The sequence below is a fragment of the Kushneria sinocarnis genome, assembly GCF_003633775.1.
Taxonomy (GTDB): domain Bacteria; phylum Pseudomonadota; class Gammaproteobacteria; order Pseudomonadales; family Halomonadaceae; genus Kushneria; species Kushneria sinocarnis.
The window spans coordinates 73,548-89,761 of sequence record NZ_RBIN01000006.1; the positions used below are offsets into that span (position 1 = coordinate 73,548).

Sequence of the window (16,214 nt, forward strand, 5' to 3'; positions counted from 1 at the left end):
TGGCCACGGGCCGTTGGTGAAGTCACCGATCGCATCGGACGCCAGCGTCACGATACGCCACTTTCGTCGAATCAAGCCGATCATCGCAGCCCTCGGCAACAGCGGCAGTTACACTTCGTGGTCTTTTTGTCATCCATGCCATGATAGCCAACACTGGCGTATCGGCGATGACCGACTGCCGATGCCGGTATCGATTCATCCCTGTACCATAGCGCTCCGGCCCCCTGACTGACCCGAAATGAAACTGATTCATACCGCCGACTGGCATCTCGGCCAGCAGTTGCACAATCAGTCCCGCGAGTACGAACATCGTCGTTTCCTCGACTGGCTGCTCGAGACGCTGAGCGAACGCCGCCCCGATGCCCTGCTGATTGCGGGCGATATCTTTGATGTGGTCAACCCGTCGCTGACTGCCCAGTCACTGTTGTACGACTTCCTCGTGCGCGCGCACGAGGCCCTGCCGCGCCTGACCATCGTGATGATCGCCGGCAACCACGACAGCGGCGCCCGCATCGAACTGCCGGCACCGCTGCTGACACGACTGCGCACCCATGCCATCGGCCGCCTGCACTGGTTCGATGACAATACGCCGGACAGTGACCGGTTGCTGATCCCGCTGGAAGACGCCGAGGGGCACACGGCGGCCCACTGTCTGGCCATTCCCTTCCTGCGCCCTTCGGAAATCAGCGCCCGCGCGCCGGTCACCGACGACAGCGCAGTGACCGAGTCGGGACACGCCTATATCGACGGCATCAGCCGCATTCACCGCGAACTGATCGCCACGGCCGAAAACGAGCTTCAGCCGAACCAGGCGCTGGTGGTCATGAGCCATGCCCACATGCACGGCGCCACCGTCTCGGAGCACTCCGAGCGACCGATCGTAATCGGCGGCGAGGAGTCACTGCCGATCAGCCTGTTCGGGGAGACGCCGAGCTACGTCGCCCTGGGCCATCTGCATCGCCCTCAGCAGATCGGCGGTGAGCACATTCGTTATGCCGGCTCACCGATCCCGCTCGATTTCAGTGAACGGCACTATCCGCATCAGGTGGTCGAAATCACCCTGAGCGGTCCTCGGCTGGTCGAACGCCGGAGTCTGCCGATCCCTCACTTCGTCGAGCTCAGACGCGTCGGCCCGGCACCGCTGGAAGAAGTACTGACGGCGCTTGAGGCCATGGAACCCGCAGCCGAGCATGCCGCACACCGTGAACAGTGGCCCTGGCTGGAGGTGCGGGTGCGCCTCGAGGCCCCCTGCGTCGATCTGCGTGCCCGCATCGAACGGGCCCTGAGCACTCGTGCAGCGCGACTGATGTGCATCCATATCGAACGGACGGCGGCCGATCAGCCGGACACCCGCTACCTGGCACACGGTGCGCCCGATCCGCGCACCCTGTTTTGCGAGACCTGGCAGCAGCAGCACGACGCGCCCCCGGATGAGCGTACGCTGGCGGATTTCGATGCGCTGTATCAGGCCGTGCTCGACCATCCCGAAGGCAGCGAGTCGCCATGAGAATCCTGACCATTCGGCTCGAGAACATTGCCTCCCTGCAGGGGCACCACTGTGTTGAACTGACCGAGGGAGCACTGGCCGGCCACAACCTGTTTGCCATCACCGGGCCGACCGGCGCCGGCAAGAGCACCCTGCTCGATGCGCTCTGCCTGGCACTCTACGGCAATACCCCCAGACTGCGTCAGGCCCCTTCGAAGGCCTCCACCACGCCGGATGTCGGCAGTGATCAGCTCACCACGGCTGATCCACGCACCCTGCTGCGCCGCGGTGAGAGCAGCGGCTTTGCCGAAGTCGATTTCGAGGGCTGCGATGGTGAGCACTACCGTGCCCGCTGGTCGGTGCGTCGTGCCCGTCAGCGCGCGGATGGCCGGCTGCAGTCCGCCGACCAGCAGCTCAGCCGGATCGCCGATGGCAGGGTGCTGGCAGACAACAAGCGCGAATTCGAACAACAGATCAGCGAGCGTCTGGGACTGAGCTTTACCCAGTTCACCCGCGCCGTACTGCTGGCCCAGAGCGAGTTCAGCGCCTTTCTCAAGGCGGATGACAATACCCGCAGCGAACTGCTCGAGCGTCTCACCGATACCGCCCTCTACTCCCGACTCTCGATCGCCGCCCACCAGCGCACCGCAACGGCGCGCGGTGAAGTCGAGCGTCTGGAAGCCCGGCTCGACAGCGCGCCACCGGCCGATGCCGAGCAGCGCCGGGCGCTCGAGGCGGCCGTCGAGCGCAGCAGCGCGCTGCTCGACGAACATCAGCAACAGCTCGAGAGCCGGCAACAGCGCCGCCAGTGGCTCGTCGAGGACAAGCGTCTCGAGCAGCGCTGGCAGGAGGCCCAGCGCCATTACGACGACGCCGACCAGCGCTGGCAGGCCATGACCGAAACCCGTCAGCGGGTTGCCCAGTGGCAACTGCTGAGCCAGGTCCGCCATGACTTCGAGAGCATTGCCCGGCAGTCACGCCAGCTCGACGAACTCGAGCATCAGCACGGTGACAGTCGCGAACGGCTGAGCCGGGCACTCGAGCATCAGCAACAGACGGAATCGGCCCTGCAGCAGCAGGAGCAGGCCCTTCAGGCAGCCCGGGAAGCGCGACAGAGCGCGCAACCGGCACTGGACCGGCTGTTCGAGCAGGAGCAGCGGCTCGATCATCTGCAGGACACGATCCGGCACGAGCAGCAGCAGCACACCACCCTCGAAGAGCGCATTGGCACACTGGATCATGAGCTCGAAGAGCTGTCTCAGCAGCGCACCACGCAACAGCAACAGCTTGATGCCCTGCGCCAGCGCCTGCCCGGCACGCTCGATGACGGCGAGCATCGCCGGCAGCTGCAGGGGGCAGCCCATGAGGCCCGGGAGCGGGTGCTGTCGCTGGAACAGCTGGAACGACAGTGGCAGCAGTGGGCGGACTGCCATGCCCGTCATCAGCGTACCCGGGAGGCGATTGGCGAGGCCGAGACCCGTCTTGAGCGGTTGCAGGCGCAGACCCGGGAGGCACGCCAGCAGCGCGAGCAGCAGGCAGAACGCTATCGCATGCTCGAGACCAGCATTACCCGGCTGCGCGATGCACGCTCGGCGGTGGTCGAGCGGCTGCGTGATCAGCTGACCCCCGAGACGCCCTGCCCGGTATGCGGCAGCTACCAGCACCCCTGGCGTGATCAGCCACCCGCCCACTCTGCCGAGGCACAGCTCGAACGCACCCGGGCGGAGGAAGACCGTCAGCTCGAGGAAGCGGCGCGCGCCCTGACAGAGGCCGAAACCGGCGAGCGCGACTGCAGCGAGGCCGCTCATGCCCTGGCCTCACGACTGACGGGCATGCAGGAAACACTGGACGCCGTGGAGCGGGAAAACGAAGCCTGCCGGGCGCCGCTGGCATCGCGACAGGATGGTGCCCGCCTGCTCGAACAGGACACCGAACAGGCGCAACACCAGCTCATCCGGTGGCTGGAGAAGGCCCGTGCGCAGGAGCAGGCACATCAGCAGACGCTGGAGGCGTTTGAACGGGATCGCCGTGAACGCCTGCCGCTTGAGCAGTCGGTGACCCGGCTGGGCGTGGAGATCGAACGACGTGAGAGCGCACTTGCTCAGCTTCGCGAACAGCGCGACGAGCTGAGCAGGCAACTCGCCCCCCGCCAGCAGGAAGCCGATCAGCTGCGCGCAAGTCTGGTCGAGGCACTTGCCCAGGATGCCAGCGCGGCGGCCCGCCGTCAGCGCCTGGACGAGGCCCTGACCCGCCAGCAGCAGGCCGTTGAAACGGCGCGCGACCAGCGGGATCGTCACCGCCGGACGGTCACCGAACTGGAGCAGCAGCTCGATCGCCTGAACACCCGCATCGAGGCACTGCAGCAGTCGCTGGCCTTGCACCGTCAGCACGTCGCGGACTGGCGCGAACACCATCCGGACATCGACGAGCCGCTACTCGAGGAACTGCTGCAGCTGCCGGCTGCCACCGTGGCGCACTGGCAGGAGCAGCTATCCACCATCGAGCAGCAGCGCAATGACAGTGATGTTCTGCGCCGTGAACGCTTCGGGATCCTGGCCCACCATCGACGCGATCCCATCGGCCGGGAACTGGTGGATGATCCGGACCATCCGGACCCCACCGCCTGGCGCGGCATGCTCGATGGCGAAAGACAGCGGCTGGATGAGCTCATCGACGCGCTGCAGACCCGGCTGACAGCGCTCCAGCAGCAGCGTGACGGCGATCTGCAGGCACTGGGGGAGGATGATCGGCGTCGCCGGGAAGCCGCCGCCCTCGCCGCCGAACTTCATGAAGCACGTGCACGCTACCAGCGCCATGGACGCATCTCGGCGCTGATCGGCTCCGCCGACGGCAGGGCCTTCCGCCGGATCGCCCAGGGATGGAATCTCGAGCGCCTGCTGGAACACGCCAATCGGCATCTGGCGAGCCTAGCGCGCCGCTACCGGCTGCGACGGGGAGGCAGTCTGCTGGGACTGCTGGTGATCGATACTGACATGGGTGACGAACAGCGCTCGGTGCACTCGCTCTCGGGCGGCGAGACCTTTCTGGTGTCGCTGGCGCTGGCGCTTGGGCTGGCCTCGATGGCCTCGGACCGCCTGGCCATCGGCACCCTGTTCATCGATGAAGGATTCGGCAGTCTTGATGCCGCGTCACTGGCACAGGCCATGGATACGCTGGATGGACTCCAGGCCCAGGGGCGCCAGGTCGGCGTCATCTCTCATGTCCACGAGATGCATGAGCGCATTCCGGTCCAGGTGCGCGTGACGCCACGCGGCAATGGCACCAGCACGGTCACCTGCGGCCGCTTCTGAGCGGGGCGTCGCTAGACGGGGCGCCCCGGGGAAACAGTTTCGTGCGCGATCGGCGTCAGCACGGCTGGATCGATCACGGGCATGCGGGCATGAACGGCATTACCGGCACCACAGCGTCGGCAGCAGACGTAGTGCCCGTCATCCGGCAGGCGAGCAACAGTGAAACTGAAAAAATGGTGCCAGTTGAAGTAACGCTCGCTGCGCACCGGCTGACATCGGGTACAGCAGAGTTCGATCAGGCCATCCTCGCGGATCGAGGCCTCGATGGGGGATATGCTCATGACAGGAATCTCCTGAACGGCCTTGACCGGTTATTGTCTTTTTCCATCGTTCATCACGAGTCTAGAGCGCCGCCGTCGCCCTTACAATACTTGTACAGCACGATCCCGGCGGGCAGCATTTATTAGACATTGTTTGCATTCCGGGCGGTAAAACCCTCTGAAACGCAGTTATCCGAAGGTGTGGCAGTGATACACCGGGCTGATCGCCCGGCCCTTTTGTGACACTACTTTCGTACAGCTCCCCGTGGCTTGTCCGGCGTCGACATTGACAAGCCAGCAACCGACACCATAGCTTTGACCGACCGCTGCACTGCACAGGCCTGATCCCTGAGCGGCCAGTACATAATGACAACACCCGACAACAACAGGGTATCGTTAATGACCAATACAGGATTTTCCCGCCTGGCGCTGGCCGGCGCCGTGATGCTGGCCACTGCCGGCACTGCCCAGGCCAAGATGCTGACCTACTGCTCGGAAGGCAGCCCGGAAGGCTTCAATCCGCAGCACTACACCACCGGCACCACCTTCGACGCCTCCTCCCAGACCATCTACAACCGACTGGTCGACTTCAAGCCCGGCACCACCGAACTGCAGCCCAGCCTGGCCGAATCCTGGGAGGTCTCCAACGACGGCAGGACGGTCACCTTTCATCTGCGTCACGGCGTGAAGTTCCAGAGTACCGACTACTTCACGCCATCGCGCGAGTTCAATGCCGATGACGTGCTCTACTCCTTCAATCGACAGCTCGATGCGGATCACCCCTGGCATGATATCAACGGCAGTTACGAGTACTTCGCCGGCATGGGGCTCCCCGACCTGATCGACCACATCGAAAAGGTCGATGACTACACGGTGAAGTTTCACCTGACCCGCTCTTCGGCACCGTTTCTGGCCGACATGGCGATGGATTTCGCCTCGATCCTGTCGAAGGAGTACGCCGATCAGCTGATGGAAGCCGGCAATCCCGAGCAGATGAATCAGCAGCCGATCGGTACCGGCCCGTTCGAATTCGCCGGCTATCAGCAGGATGCCTATATCCGTTATCGCGCCAACCCCGATTACTGGCGCGGCAAGGCGCCTCTGGACCGGCTGGTATTCTCGATCACTCCGGACGCTTCGGTGCGACTGCAGAAGCTCAAGGCCAATGAGTGTCAGATCATGGCCTATCCCAATCCGGCCGATCTCGGTGAGCTGAAGAACAATCAGGACATCACCATGAAGTCCGCGCCGGGGCTCAACACCGGCTACCTGTTCTTCAACACTACCGAGGCTCCGTTCGACAAGCCGGAAGTTCGCCAGGCGCTCTCCATGGCGGTCAATCGCCAGGCGATCATCGACTCCATCTACAAGGGGGCCGGTACGGTCGCCAACAATCCGATCCCCCCAACCATCTGGAGCTATGACGAGTCGACCCAGCCGATCCCTTATGACCCGGAAAAGGCAAGGGCGCTGCTCGAGGAGGCCGGGGTCAGCGACCTGAGCACCGATATCTGGGCCATGCCGGTGCAGCGCCCCTACAATCCCAACGCCCGCCGCATGGCAGAAATGATCCAGGCCGACTGGCAGAAGATCGGGGTGGACGCGAAGATCGTCTCCTACGAGTGGGGTGAATACCTGCGCCGACTCAAGGAGGGCGAGGCGCAGACCGGCCTCATGGGCTGGACCGGGGATAACGGCGATCCCGATAACTTCCTCGCCACCCTGCTCTCCTGTGACGCGGCCAAGGACGGCTCCAACTACGCCAAATGGTGCTACGAGCCCTACGACAAGGTGGTCACCGAGGCACAGAGCATCAATGATCGCGATCAGCGCATCCAGCTGTACGAGAAGGCCCAGTCGATCTTCCGCGACCAACTGCCCTGGATGCCCATCGCGCACTCGGTGGTCTACATGCCCATGAGCAGCAGTGTCACGGGCTATACCATCCAGCCCACGGGCAGCCATGATTTCTATGGCGTCGACCTGAAGGACTGATACGCGTCGATCCCGTCATGCCGGCCACAAGCCGGCATGACGAACGGGCGTCACACCGGACAGCCCATCATGAGCACCCGAATGACCCAGCTTTTCATTACCGCCCTGACCAGTCTGCCCGACGGCACCCTGTCACTGCTCGCCCCGGCAGGCGCCGTGGATACGGACAGGGCACAGGCCACCGTAGAGGCCCTGCACCAGGCCGGCCTCTCCTGTGAACTGATGCCACGGGCACTGGCGCGTCACCGCTATCTGGCCGGTACCGCCAGCGCTCGACTCGAGGATCTGCATGCCGCCTGGCAACATCCCGGAGTGCAGGCCGTATGGTGTCTGCGGGGCGGTTATGGCAGTGCCCAGCTGCTCCGGGGCATCGACTGGTCGCGCATTGGCCAGGCCCCGCTGATCGGCTATTCGGACATCACCGTGCTGCTGGAAGCCTTTCGCCGACATGGCCGACCCGCCATCCACGCTCCGGTGGCTACCGAAGCGGTACTCGACTGCAACAGCCCCGATGCCAACCGGCAGCGTGCACGCTCGCTCGCTTCGCTGGCACCGGTACTGGCCGGCGAGCCCGGCGGCTGGGCGCTGCGACATGTAGCCGGGCCGAAGACCCCGCTCGAAGGGATGCTGGTCGGCGGCAACCTGACCACCCTGGCCAGCATTGCCGGTACGCCGGCGGCGCTGACACTCGAGCGGCCGGGCATCCTGCTGCTGGAGGATGTCGGTGAGGCGGAATACCGCCTCGAGCGCAGCTTCTACCAGTTGCTGAACAGTCTCGATACCGAGCAGCTGCAGGCGGTCTGTCTGGGCAGCTTCGAGCGCTGCCAGCTGGCTAACGGGCCATCATCGCTCGAGGCCATCTTCCGCGAGTGGCTGGAGCCACTGGGAATCGCCCTGTATGCCGATGCCCCCATCGGTCATGGCGCCGACAATCACGCCTGGCCCTATGGCCGCCCGGCCACGCTCTCGGCCGAGGGTCTGTGCTGGTCGGCCGACAATGGGACTGCTCATGAGTGATGCCCACCCGGCCCGAGGCCATCGGCCTTTCCTGTTCATTTTCATGCGGCGGATTCCGGCATGCTGAATTTCCTGTTTCGCAAACTGCTGATGATCGTGCCGACCTTTCTCGGGGTCACGATCATCACCTTCGCCCTGGTCCACATGATTCCCGGCGATCCGGTCGCCATCATGGCCGGTGAACGGGGGCTCTCTCCCGAACGTCATGCCCAGATGATGGCCCAGCTGGGGCTGGACCGACCGCTCTGGCAGCAGTACCTGGATTTCCTGTGGCGCCTGATGCACGGCGACCTGGGCCAGTCACTGGTCACCCACAACGCCATTCTGAGCGAATTCATGTCACGCTTTCCGGCCACCCTGGAGCTGTCGGTCTGCGCCCTGATCTTCGCCATCGGGCTGGGGATTCCACTGGGCGTCATCGCCGGCATCAAGCGTGGTTCGATCATCGACCACGGGGTGATGGGCACGGCCCTGACCGGCTATTCGATGCCGATCTTCTGGTGGGGGCTGCTGCTGATCATCCTGTTCTCCGGCATCCTCGGCTGGACACCGGTTTCAGGGCGTCTTTCCTCCTCGTTCTGGATCGACACCCCGACCCATTTCATGCTGATCGATACTCTGCTCTCCGATGCGCCGGGTGCCTTCATGGATGCTGTTCGACACCTGATCCTGCCGGCGGTCTGTCTGGGCACCATCCCGCTGGCGGTGATTGCCCGCATGACCCGCTCCTCGATTCTCGAAGTGCTGGGCGAGGATTACATCCGCACCGCCCGGGCCAAGGGGCTGGCCCCCTGGCGCATCATTGCCGTTCACGCCCTGCGCAATGCCATGATTCCGGTGACCACGGTCATCGGTCTGCAGATCGGGCTGCTGTTTGCCGGGGCCATCCTCACCGAAACCATCTTCTCCTGGCCGGGCATCGGCAAGTGGCTGATCGACTCCGTCAGCCGCCGGGATTATCCGGCCCTGCAGGGCGGCATTCTGCTGATCGCCACCATGGTGATGATCGTCAATCTCGTCGTTGATCTGCTCTATGGCCTGATCAACCCTCGTATCCGTCATCAGGCCGAGTGAGGCAACTCCCATGACCCAGGCAAATGCACAGACCTCGCCGGATAACCCGACCACCTCGGAGATCCCGCCCGCGCCGCACCCGCTGCGCGAGGTGTGGAACGATTTCTGCGAAAACCGGGCCGCGCTGGCGGGCCTGATCATCATCGCACTCATCATTGTGCTGGCGCTGCTGGCCGGGGTCATCGCCCCTCATACACCGGTCGAGCAGTTCCGCGAGCATGTCCTGCAGCCTCCCTTCTGGCAGGCAGGCGGCTCGCTGAGCTTTCCGCTGGGCACCGATGATGTCGGCCGTGACGTGCTGTCCCGCATCCTGTATGGCGCCCGGCTCTCCATGATGATCGGCGTCATCGTGGTCACCCTGTCGCTGGTCATCGGCGTGCTGCTGGGGCTGATTGCCGGCTATGTCCGCGGCTGGGTGGATACCACCATCATGCGCCTGATGGACATCATGCTGTCGATTCCCAGTCTGCTGCTGGCCGTGGTGGTCGTGGCCGTGCTGGGGCCGGGGCTGTTCAATGCGATGCTGGCCATCGCCATTGTCTACCTGCCGCACTATGTGCGCCTGACCCGCGGGTCGGTCATTACCGAACGCAATCGCGACTACGTGGTTGCTTCCCGGCTGGCAGGCGCCGGGCCGCTGCGGCTGATGTTCGTGGTCATCCTGCCCAACTGTCTGGCTCCCCTGATCGTGCAGGCCACCCTGAGTTTCTCCAACGCCGTGCTCGATGCCGCGGCGCTGGGCTTTCTGGGTCTGGGCGCGCAGCCCCCCACGCCCGAATGGGGCAGCATGCTGGCCAACGCCCGGCAGTATGTCCTCGATGCCTGGTGGGTCGTGACCTTCCCGGGGCTTGCCATCCTGATCACGGTGCTGGCTTTCAACATCATGGGCGACGGGCTGCGTGATGCCCTCGATCCCCGACTCAAGCGGTGAACCCGATGACGTCTACCATTACCACCTCGACAGCCGGCACCGATCCGCTTCGGAGCAGCCGGGCACTGCTGGATATCCGCCGTCTGAGCGTCTCCTTTCAGACCCGCAACGGCATCTTTCCGGCGGTCAGTGATATCGACATGACGCTCAACGAGGGCGAGGTACTCGGCGTGGTCGGTGAATCGGGCTCGGGCAAGAGTGTCACCATGCTGGCGATGATGGGGCTGCTGCCCTTCAATGCCACCATCGAGGCGGAGCGTTTCGCCTTTGCCGACCACGACATGCTGACCCTTCCCGATCGGGCGCGACGCAGGCTGACCGGCAACGATATCGCCATGATCTTTCAGGAGCCGGCCACCAGCCTCAACCCGAGCTTTACCATCGGCTATCAGATCGATGAAACCCTGAAGGTGCACGAAGGGGGACGTCGGCGACAGCGGCGCGAGCGCGCCGTCGAGCTGCTCGACCGGGTGGGTATCCCCGCACCGCGAAAACGGCTGGGCGATTATCCCCACCAGCTCTCGGGCGGCATGAACCAGCGCGTCATGATCGCCATCGCGATCGCCTGCAACCCCCGGCTGCTGATTGCCGACGAACCCACCACGGCGCTGGATGTCACCATCCAGGCGCAGATTCTCGAGCTGCTGCTGCAGCTGCAGCAGGAACGGGGCATGGCCATGATCCTGATCACCCATGACATGGGGGTGGTCGCCGAAGCCGCCGAGCGGATCTCGGTGATGTACGCCGGCCAGCTGGTCGAGACCGGTCGTGCCGGCGAGGTCTTTCACCGCCCACGCCACCCCTATACCGGCGCCCTGCTCGATGCCCTGCCCGAGCGCCATCCCGGTCAGGCGCGCCTGCCTACCATCCCCGGTGTGGTGCCCGGCATCGGGGACCGCCCGACCGGCTGCCTGTTCAACCCGCGCTGCCGCTTCGCCCGGGAGGACTGCCGCCAGCAGCGTCCCGAACTCTTGACCATGGGAGAGGCCGACGACCCTCGGGCAACTACCGGCCATGCCGATCAGCATCAGGCACGCTGCTTTCATCCACTGGAGACTGATGTGTCTGCCGACCGTGACACGGGAGCCCGCTCATGAGTGTTGAACAACTGATGCAGGCCGAGCAGCTGGTACAGACCTACACGGTACGCCAGGGTCCGTTTCATACCGCCCATCTGCGTGCCGTGCAGGGTGTCAGCTTCACGCTGGAGGCCGGACAGACGCTGGCGGTGGTCGGCGAATCGGGCTGTGGCAAGTCGACCCTGGCACGCATGCTGACCCTGATCGAACAGCCCGCCAGCGGTCGTCTGACCCTGTGCGGGCGCGATGCCACTCACCCCGACCGGACTCAGCTGCGCGCGCTGCGCCGCGAGGTGCAGATGGTCTTTCAGAACCCCTATGGCTCGCTCAATCCCCGCAAGACCATCAGTACCATCCTGGAAGAACCGCTGGTCATCAATACCGATCTTTCCCGTGCGGAGCGCCGCCGTCAGGCCCGCGACATGATGGAACGGGTCGGGCTGCGTCCGGATGCCGCCGACCGCTATCCGCACATGTTCTCCGGCGGCCAGCGACAGCGTATTGCCGTGGCGCGCGCGCTGATGCTGCAACCGCGCGTAATGGTGCTGGATGAGCCCGTCTCGGCACTGGATGTGTCGGTCCAGGCCCAGGTGCTCAATCTGCTCAATGATCTGCAGGACGAGTTCGGCCTCGCCTATCTGTTCATCTCGCACGATCTGAGCGTGGTCCGCCATGTGGCCGACCGCATCATGGTGATGTACCTCGGTCGACCGGTCGAGATCGGCAGCCGCGACGCGGTCTTCGAGGCACCGCGCCATCCCTACACCCGGGCCCTGCTCTCCGCCACGCCTTCGGTCGATCCGGATGCCCGGCACCAGCGGGTCGCGCTGAGTGGTGAACTGCCTTCGCCACTGGATCCGCCGCCGGGCTGCGCCTTCCACCGCCGCTGTCCGTGGGCGACCGAACAGTGCCGCCAGCAGGAGCCGCCGCTGCGTGATGTCGAAGGCGTTGATGTTGCCTGCCATCACGCCGAGCGGATCATGAGCACTGCTGCAACGCCGGCCTGACCACCGCCGATGCGGTAGAAAACACTGTTTTCCCCTAGAATGGTGACGTCGCCCGATGGCGGGGCGGCGTCATCATTCACCGGGAGAATCGGCACCCGTTCATGGCAAGGTTTCGTCTGCGTGATCCGTTTTTCAACTACCGCTATCGGCACTATCTGCACACCCTGCGGGCCACCCTGGCGCTGGCGGTCACCTTCGCCATCGTCCTGAGCTGCGATATTCCCCACAGTACCTGGGCGCCGGTCAGTACCCTCATGGTGATGGGCAACCTGCCCCATGTCGGGGGGGTTATCGACAAGGGCAGCCAGCGGCTGCTGGGTACGCTGCTCGGTGGCCTCTGGGGCATCATGATCCTGCTGATTCCGGCGCCGCCACCGGGAGCCGTGCTCACCCTGACGCTGGCCGGCATCGCCGTCGCGCTGCACACCACCTTTACCGGCCGGTTCGGTTATAGCGCACTGATGTTCGGCATTACCCTGCTGATGGTGGTAGGCAACGGCAACCATGATCTCGCGGTGGCGCTGTGGCGCGCCTTCAATGTGCTGATCGGGACCGTGGTGGGGATTCTGGCGACCATGATCATCCTGCCGCAGAAGGCCACCGATCTGTTCCGGTTCCTGCTGGCGGACAATCTCGACAAGCTGGCCCGTCTCTATCATGCCCACACCAGTGCCCCCGGACTGGAAGCCGGCGATCAGGGCGAGCTGATGAAGACCGTGACCAGCCAGCTGGTGCAGCAGCGCAACCTGATTGACGCGGTCCATCGTGAAGGGCGGCTGCGACGCGGGGAACTCGGCAGCCTGATTTCACTGGAGAGGCGGATGATCTCGACCGTCGAGCTGCTGCTGGAAACCCACTGGGCGACCCGGGACGGGCACGACATCATCGAATCCCTGACGGGCCTGCGCGAGGCCCAGCACCAGCTTGCCCACGACTTGGGTACACTGGCCTATCAGGTGCGCACCGGCCAGACCATTGAAGTCGGGATTGCCCAGTTCGATCTGGATGCACACGCACAGGCGGCCTTCAACGCCCGCAGCCAACAGGGGCGCGCCCTGTTCAGTCCCGGCGGCTATCTCTGGCTCAATCGCGAGCTGGCCCGCCAGGCCAGCGCGCTGGTCGGCTACCTCGCCAATCTGCAGCGCCTCCCCAGCCAGCGCCTGCGCAAACGGGCCAGACGGCATCATCTGGTCAGCGACGCCCGCCGGCTGGCGGTCCGGGGCGATCCCCATGCACGCCGGGAGCGCAGGGATACCTCATCCCCGGAGTGAATCAGGCGTTGTGACGGCGCTGCCACTGCTGCATCAGTCGGCGCCACCAGGGGGTGGGCGTCGGCGCGTGATGTCCCGACTGGCGCAACAGCAGCCGTCGCAGTCGACGGCGGGTTTCAGCATCGGTGCTATCCGGCCAGAGCGCATGCACCCGGCCGTTGATGGCCAGCTCGATGATACCCACGCCCAGGCGCTGCACGCTCAGCGTGACCGGTTGCCATGCCCCGCTGCCATCGTCGGGCTGGCGCGCCTCCCACTGCTCGCCATCCACGCAGCGCAGTTCCGGCGGGGGGCAGAAACGGTAAAGCCAGACTGCCATCAACAGAGGCGGCAGCGCCATGAGACTCCATGGGAGCCCCCATCGGTACAGCAGCAGGGCGCCGAACCCCAGGCCAAATCCCGCCCGCACCCCCAGTGCCAGCCGTGAGGGCTCAAGCGGCACGTGAAGCGCCGCCTGCGCCAGCGGCACGGCCGCTTCAGACGAAGTCGCCACCTCTATACCGGACGCACTTCAGCGGTCCGGGTCCGCTCGGCGTACGCGATGATCTCGTCCACCATGGCAGCCAGCGCATCATCCATGGGCCGTCCCCGGCGCATCAGCCAGCTGAAGAGATCCTGGTCCTGCTCTGCCAGCAGGTCGGCATACGCCTGCTGGCGGGCGTCATCAAGCTGCGCGAAGCAGTTCTCGAAAAACGGCAGCAGCATGAGATCCAGCTCCCACATCCCCCGCCGGGAGTGCCAGTAGAGCCGCTTTCTTGCAGTGTCATCCATTGCAGCCACCTCTGTCTGAATTCATCGATCCGATCATGACAACGATCCCATCATTGTAATGTAGAGCGTTGTTTTTCCGATACTTGATCGCTATGCTGGAATCAAATAACAATCCCGATCGGGATGCCCGCAGCAGCATGGAGAAAACCCGATGACCAAATCCGAACTGATCGAACAGATCACCATGTCACAATCCTCGCACTCCCTCAGGGAGGTCGAGGCCGCCGTCAAGCTGATCCTCGATGATATCACCGACGCGCTCGCCGCCGGCGGTCGGGTTGAAATTCGCGGTTTCGGCAGCTTCTCGCTGCACTACCGGGCTCCCCGGGTAGGCCGCAACCCCAAGACCGGCGATCCGGTATCACTCGACGGCAAGCATGTGCCGCATTTCAAACCCGGCAAGGAGCTGCGCGAGCAGGTCAATGCCAGCCGCGCGCTCGGCTATTGAACATCGCGCCCGGCGCCGGGCGAATGATACACTGCCGCTCCTGCCATGAACCAACAAGGAACCTGCCATGCGCTGGCTCAAGGGCATTGTACTGGCCGTGGTCACCCTGATTCTGCTGATCATGGGAATGCTGTTTGCCGTACGCAACCAGCAGACGGTCCCGCTCGACGTCGTCTGGGCCCAGCTGCCCCCTGCATCGCTGGCCCTCTGGTTGCTGCTGGCCCTGGTCGCCGGTGTACTGCTCGGCATGCTGGCCATGTCCGGCCTCTATCTGCGACTTCGCACCGCACTGATGCGCGCACGCCGTGATCATCAGCAGCAACAGCGTGAGCTCGATAGCCTGCGTGTTCAGGAGATTCGGGAAGTGCCCTGAATGTTCGATCCCCTGCTGCTGGCGCTGCTGACGGCGGCCATCGCCATCGGCTGGCTGCTCGGCCGTCGCGAGCGCCGCCGTCATCGCCACGATCACGCCCGGGGCACTCGCACCCTGTCACGTGACTATTTCGTCGGCCTCAACTTCCTGCTCAACGAGCAGCCCGACCAGGCGATCGAGACCTTTACCCAGGCCCTCGAGGTCAACAGCGAAACCATTGATACCCATATTGCCCTGGGTAATCTGTTTCGTCTGCGCGGCGAGGCCGATCGTGCCGTGCGCATCCATCAGAACCTGCTGGCCCGCCCCGCCCTCTCCACCCTGCAGAGTGATCAGGTACAGCTCGAGCTGGCCCGCGATTTCTTTCATCTCGGCGTGCTTGACCGCGCCGAACGTCTGGCCCGGGCGGTCGTCGACGGTACCGGTGATCAGGAAATGCGTCTGGCGGCGCGCCACCTGCTGGTCGATCTGTTCGAACGCGAGCAGGAGTGGCAGCAGGCGCTCGATATCGCTCAACCACAGCTGATCCGGCAGGACGAACGGGTCCAGCATGCAGCCGCGCACTGGCTCTGTGAGCTGGCCATCATCGATATCAACCAGGGCAGCCCGGGCCCTGCCCGGCGACGCCTCAAGCAGGCGCTGTCGATCGATGAGCAGTGTGTGCGCGCTACCTGGCTGATGGCAGATATCGAACACCGCGCCGGACGCTATCGGGATGAGATCCGCACCCTCAAGCGCATTCGCGATCAGGACAGCGCTTTCACGCCCCTGATCTTCGAACCCATCCGTCAGGCTTTCGAGCTGCTCGATGATCAGCCCGGACTGAAGAGCTTTCTGGAAGAACAGGTCGAACGCACGCCCTTCGTTACGGCCATGATCATGCTGGCCGAACAGCTGCGTCACCAGCAGGGGGTCGAGGCAGCCGCGGCACTGGTTGGCAAGCAGCTCGAACAGCACTCCAGCCTGCGCGGCATCGACTACCTGACATCGCTCTATACCGATCAGGCAGAGGACGACAGCCGGGATCATCTGACCCTGCTCAAGCGGCATACCGGGCAGCTGCTCGAACAGCGCCCGCGATTCCGCTGTCATCACTGCGGACTGGCAGGCGATACGCTCTACTGGCAGTGTCCGCGCTGTCGCCACTGGAGCACACTCAAACCGATTACCGGGCTCGAGGGCGAATAGTCA

15 protein-coding genes are annotated in these 16,214 nt (G+C 64.5%); 12 read left to right on the forward strand and 3 right to left on the reverse strand.

What is annotated here, in order from left to right:
* Positions 1-238 precede the first annotated feature (238 nt).
* Both C7446_RS10695 and C7446_RS10700 read left to right on the forward strand, forming a co-directional pair.
* Entirely contained in the window at positions 239-1,507 is a 1,269-nt protein-coding gene (locus C7446_RS10695; protein WP_121173105.1) for an exonuclease SbcCD subunit D, read from the forward strand.
* Positions 1,504-4,797, forward strand: a complete 3,294-nt coding sequence (locus tag C7446_RS10700; RefSeq protein WP_121173106.1) for an AAA family ATPase — start codon at positions 1,504-1,506, stop codon at positions 4,795-4,797. Before C7446_RS10695 ends, C7446_RS10700 begins: the two co-directional genes overlap by 4 nt.
* An 11-nt stretch (positions 4,798-4,808) precedes the next feature.
* On the opposite strand, the gene C7446_RS10705 is transcribed toward C7446_RS10700, so the two are convergent.
* Entirely contained in the window at positions 4,809-5,078 is a 270-nt protein-coding gene (locus C7446_RS10705) for a hypothetical protein (RefSeq protein ID WP_121173107.1), read from the reverse strand.
* Positions 5,079-5,456: 378 nt separating this feature from the next.
* Here C7446_RS10705 and C7446_RS10710 point away from each other — a divergent pair, with 378 nt between their 5' ends.
* The 7 genes from C7446_RS10710 to C7446_RS10740 all read left to right on the forward strand — a co-directional run bounded on the left by C7446_RS10710 (position 5,457) and on the right by C7446_RS10740 (position 13,431).
* Positions 5,457-7,052, forward strand: a complete 1,596-nt coding sequence (locus C7446_RS10710; RefSeq protein WP_121173108.1) for an ABC transporter substrate-binding protein — start codon at positions 5,457-5,459, stop codon at positions 7,050-7,052.
* Between the two features lie 69 nt (positions 7,053-7,121).
* A complete protein-coding gene (locus C7446_RS10715) occupies positions 7,122-8,069 on the forward strand; it encodes a S66 peptidase family protein (RefSeq protein ID WP_211327938.1) in 948 nt (315 codons plus the stop codon).
* A 60-nt stretch (positions 8,070-8,129) separates the two neighbouring features.
* The gene (locus C7446_RS10720; protein WP_121173110.1) at positions 8,130-9,143 is read left to right on the forward strand and encodes an ABC transporter permease subunit; all 1,014 of its coding nucleotides are present in this window, start codon (positions 8,130-8,132) and stop codon (positions 9,141-9,143) included.
* A 10-nt stretch (positions 9,144-9,153) separates the two neighbouring features.
* The gene (locus tag C7446_RS10725) at positions 9,154-10,074 is read left to right on the forward strand and encodes an ABC transporter permease subunit (RefSeq protein ID WP_121173111.1); all 921 of its coding nucleotides are present in this window, start codon (positions 9,154-9,156) and stop codon (positions 10,072-10,074) included.
* A gap of 5 nt (positions 10,075-10,079) precedes the next feature.
* Complete coding sequence (locus tag C7446_RS10730) at positions 10,080-11,171, forward strand: ABC transporter ATP-binding protein (RefSeq protein ID WP_121173112.1); 1,092 nt, start codon at positions 10,080-10,082, stop codon at positions 11,169-11,171.
* A complete protein-coding gene (locus tag C7446_RS10735) occupies positions 11,168-12,160 on the forward strand; it encodes a dipeptide ABC transporter ATP-binding protein (protein ID WP_121173113.1) in 993 nt (330 codons plus the stop codon). Before C7446_RS10730 ends, C7446_RS10735 begins: the two co-directional genes overlap by 4 nt.
* 101 nt (positions 12,161-12,261) lie before the next feature.
* A complete protein-coding gene (locus C7446_RS10740; RefSeq protein WP_121173114.1) occupies positions 12,262-13,431 on the forward strand; it encodes an FUSC family protein in 1,170 nt (389 codons plus the stop codon).
* A 1-nt stretch (position 13,432) separates the two neighbouring features.
* Here C7446_RS10740 and C7446_RS10745 read toward each other — a convergent pair whose 3' ends face one another.
* Both C7446_RS10745 and C7446_RS10750 read right to left on the reverse strand, forming a co-directional pair.
* Entirely contained in the window at positions 13,433-13,924 is a 492-nt protein-coding gene (locus tag C7446_RS10745; RefSeq protein WP_147408753.1) for a hypothetical protein, read from the reverse strand.
* 2 nt (positions 13,925-13,926) lie between these two features.
* A complete protein-coding gene (locus C7446_RS10750) occupies positions 13,927-14,202 on the reverse strand; it encodes an FAD assembly factor SdhE (protein ID WP_121173116.1) in 276 nt (91 codons plus the stop codon).
* Positions 14,203-14,353: 151 nt separating this feature from the next.
* Here C7446_RS10750 and ihfB point away from each other — a divergent pair, with 151 nt between their 5' ends.
* The 3 genes from ihfB to lapB all read left to right on the forward strand — a co-directional run bounded on the left by ihfB (position 14,354) and on the right by lapB (position 16,211).
* The gene (gene ihfB, locus C7446_RS10755; RefSeq protein ID WP_121173117.1) at positions 14,354-14,650 is read left to right on the forward strand and encodes an integration host factor subunit beta; all 297 of its coding nucleotides are present in this window, start codon (positions 14,354-14,356) and stop codon (positions 14,648-14,650) included.
* 67 nt (positions 14,651-14,717) lie between these two features.
* Positions 14,718-15,023 (forward strand): lipopolysaccharide assembly protein LapA domain-containing protein, encoded by a 306-nt coding sequence (locus C7446_RS10760; RefSeq protein WP_121173118.1) that lies wholly within the window; start codon positions 14,718-14,720, stop codon positions 15,021-15,023.
* A complete protein-coding gene (gene lapB, locus C7446_RS10765; protein ID WP_121173119.1) occupies positions 15,024-16,211 on the forward strand; it encodes a lipopolysaccharide assembly protein LapB in 1,188 nt (395 codons plus the stop codon).
* Positions 16,212-16,214 lie beyond the last annotated feature (3 nt).

Coding starts and splice junctions, on each gene's coding strand:
- C7446_RS10700 (WP_121173106.1), top strand. CDS start 1,504: ATGAGAATCCTGACCATTCGGCTCGAGAACATTGCCTCCCTGCAGGGG.
- C7446_RS10750 (WP_121173116.1), bottom strand. CDS start 14,202: ATGGATGACACTGCAAGAAAGCGGCTCTACTGGCACTCCCGGCGGGGG.
- C7446_RS10720 (WP_121173110.1), top strand. CDS start 8,130: ATGCTGAATTTCCTGTTTCGCAAACTGCTGATGATCGTGCCGACCTTT.
- C7446_RS10735 (WP_121173113.1), top strand. CDS start 11,168: ATGAGTGTTGAACAACTGATGCAGGCCGAGCAGCTGGTACAGACCTAC.
- C7446_RS10725 (WP_121173111.1), top strand. CDS start 9,154: ATGACCCAGGCAAATGCACAGACCTCGCCGGATAACCCGACCACCTCG.
- ihfB (WP_121173117.1), top strand. CDS start 14,354: ATGACCAAATCCGAACTGATCGAACAGATCACCATGTCACAATCCTCG.
- C7446_RS10760 (WP_121173118.1), top strand. CDS start 14,718: ATGCGCTGGCTCAAGGGCATTGTACTGGCCGTGGTCACCCTGATTCTG.
- lapB (WP_121173119.1), top strand. CDS start 15,024: ATGTTCGATCCCCTGCTGCTGGCGCTGCTGACGGCGGCCATCGCCATC.
- C7446_RS10710 (WP_121173108.1), top strand. CDS start 5,457: ATGACCAATACAGGATTTTCCCGCCTGGCGCTGGCCGGCGCCGTGATG.
- C7446_RS10715 (WP_211327938.1), top strand. CDS start 7,122: ATGAGCACCCGAATGACCCAGCTTTTCATTACCGCCCTGACCAGTCTG.
- C7446_RS10740 (WP_121173114.1), top strand. CDS start 12,262: ATGGCAAGGTTTCGTCTGCGTGATCCGTTTTTCAACTACCGCTATCGG.
- C7446_RS10730 (WP_121173112.1), top strand. CDS start 10,080: ATGACGTCTACCATTACCACCTCGACAGCCGGCACCGATCCGCTTCGG.
- C7446_RS10695 (WP_121173105.1), top strand. CDS start 239: ATGAAACTGATTCATACCGCCGACTGGCATCTCGGCCAGCAGTTGCAC.
- C7446_RS10705 (WP_121173107.1), bottom strand. CDS start 5,078: ATGAGCATATCCCCCATCGAGGCCTCGATCCGCGAGGATGGCCTGATC.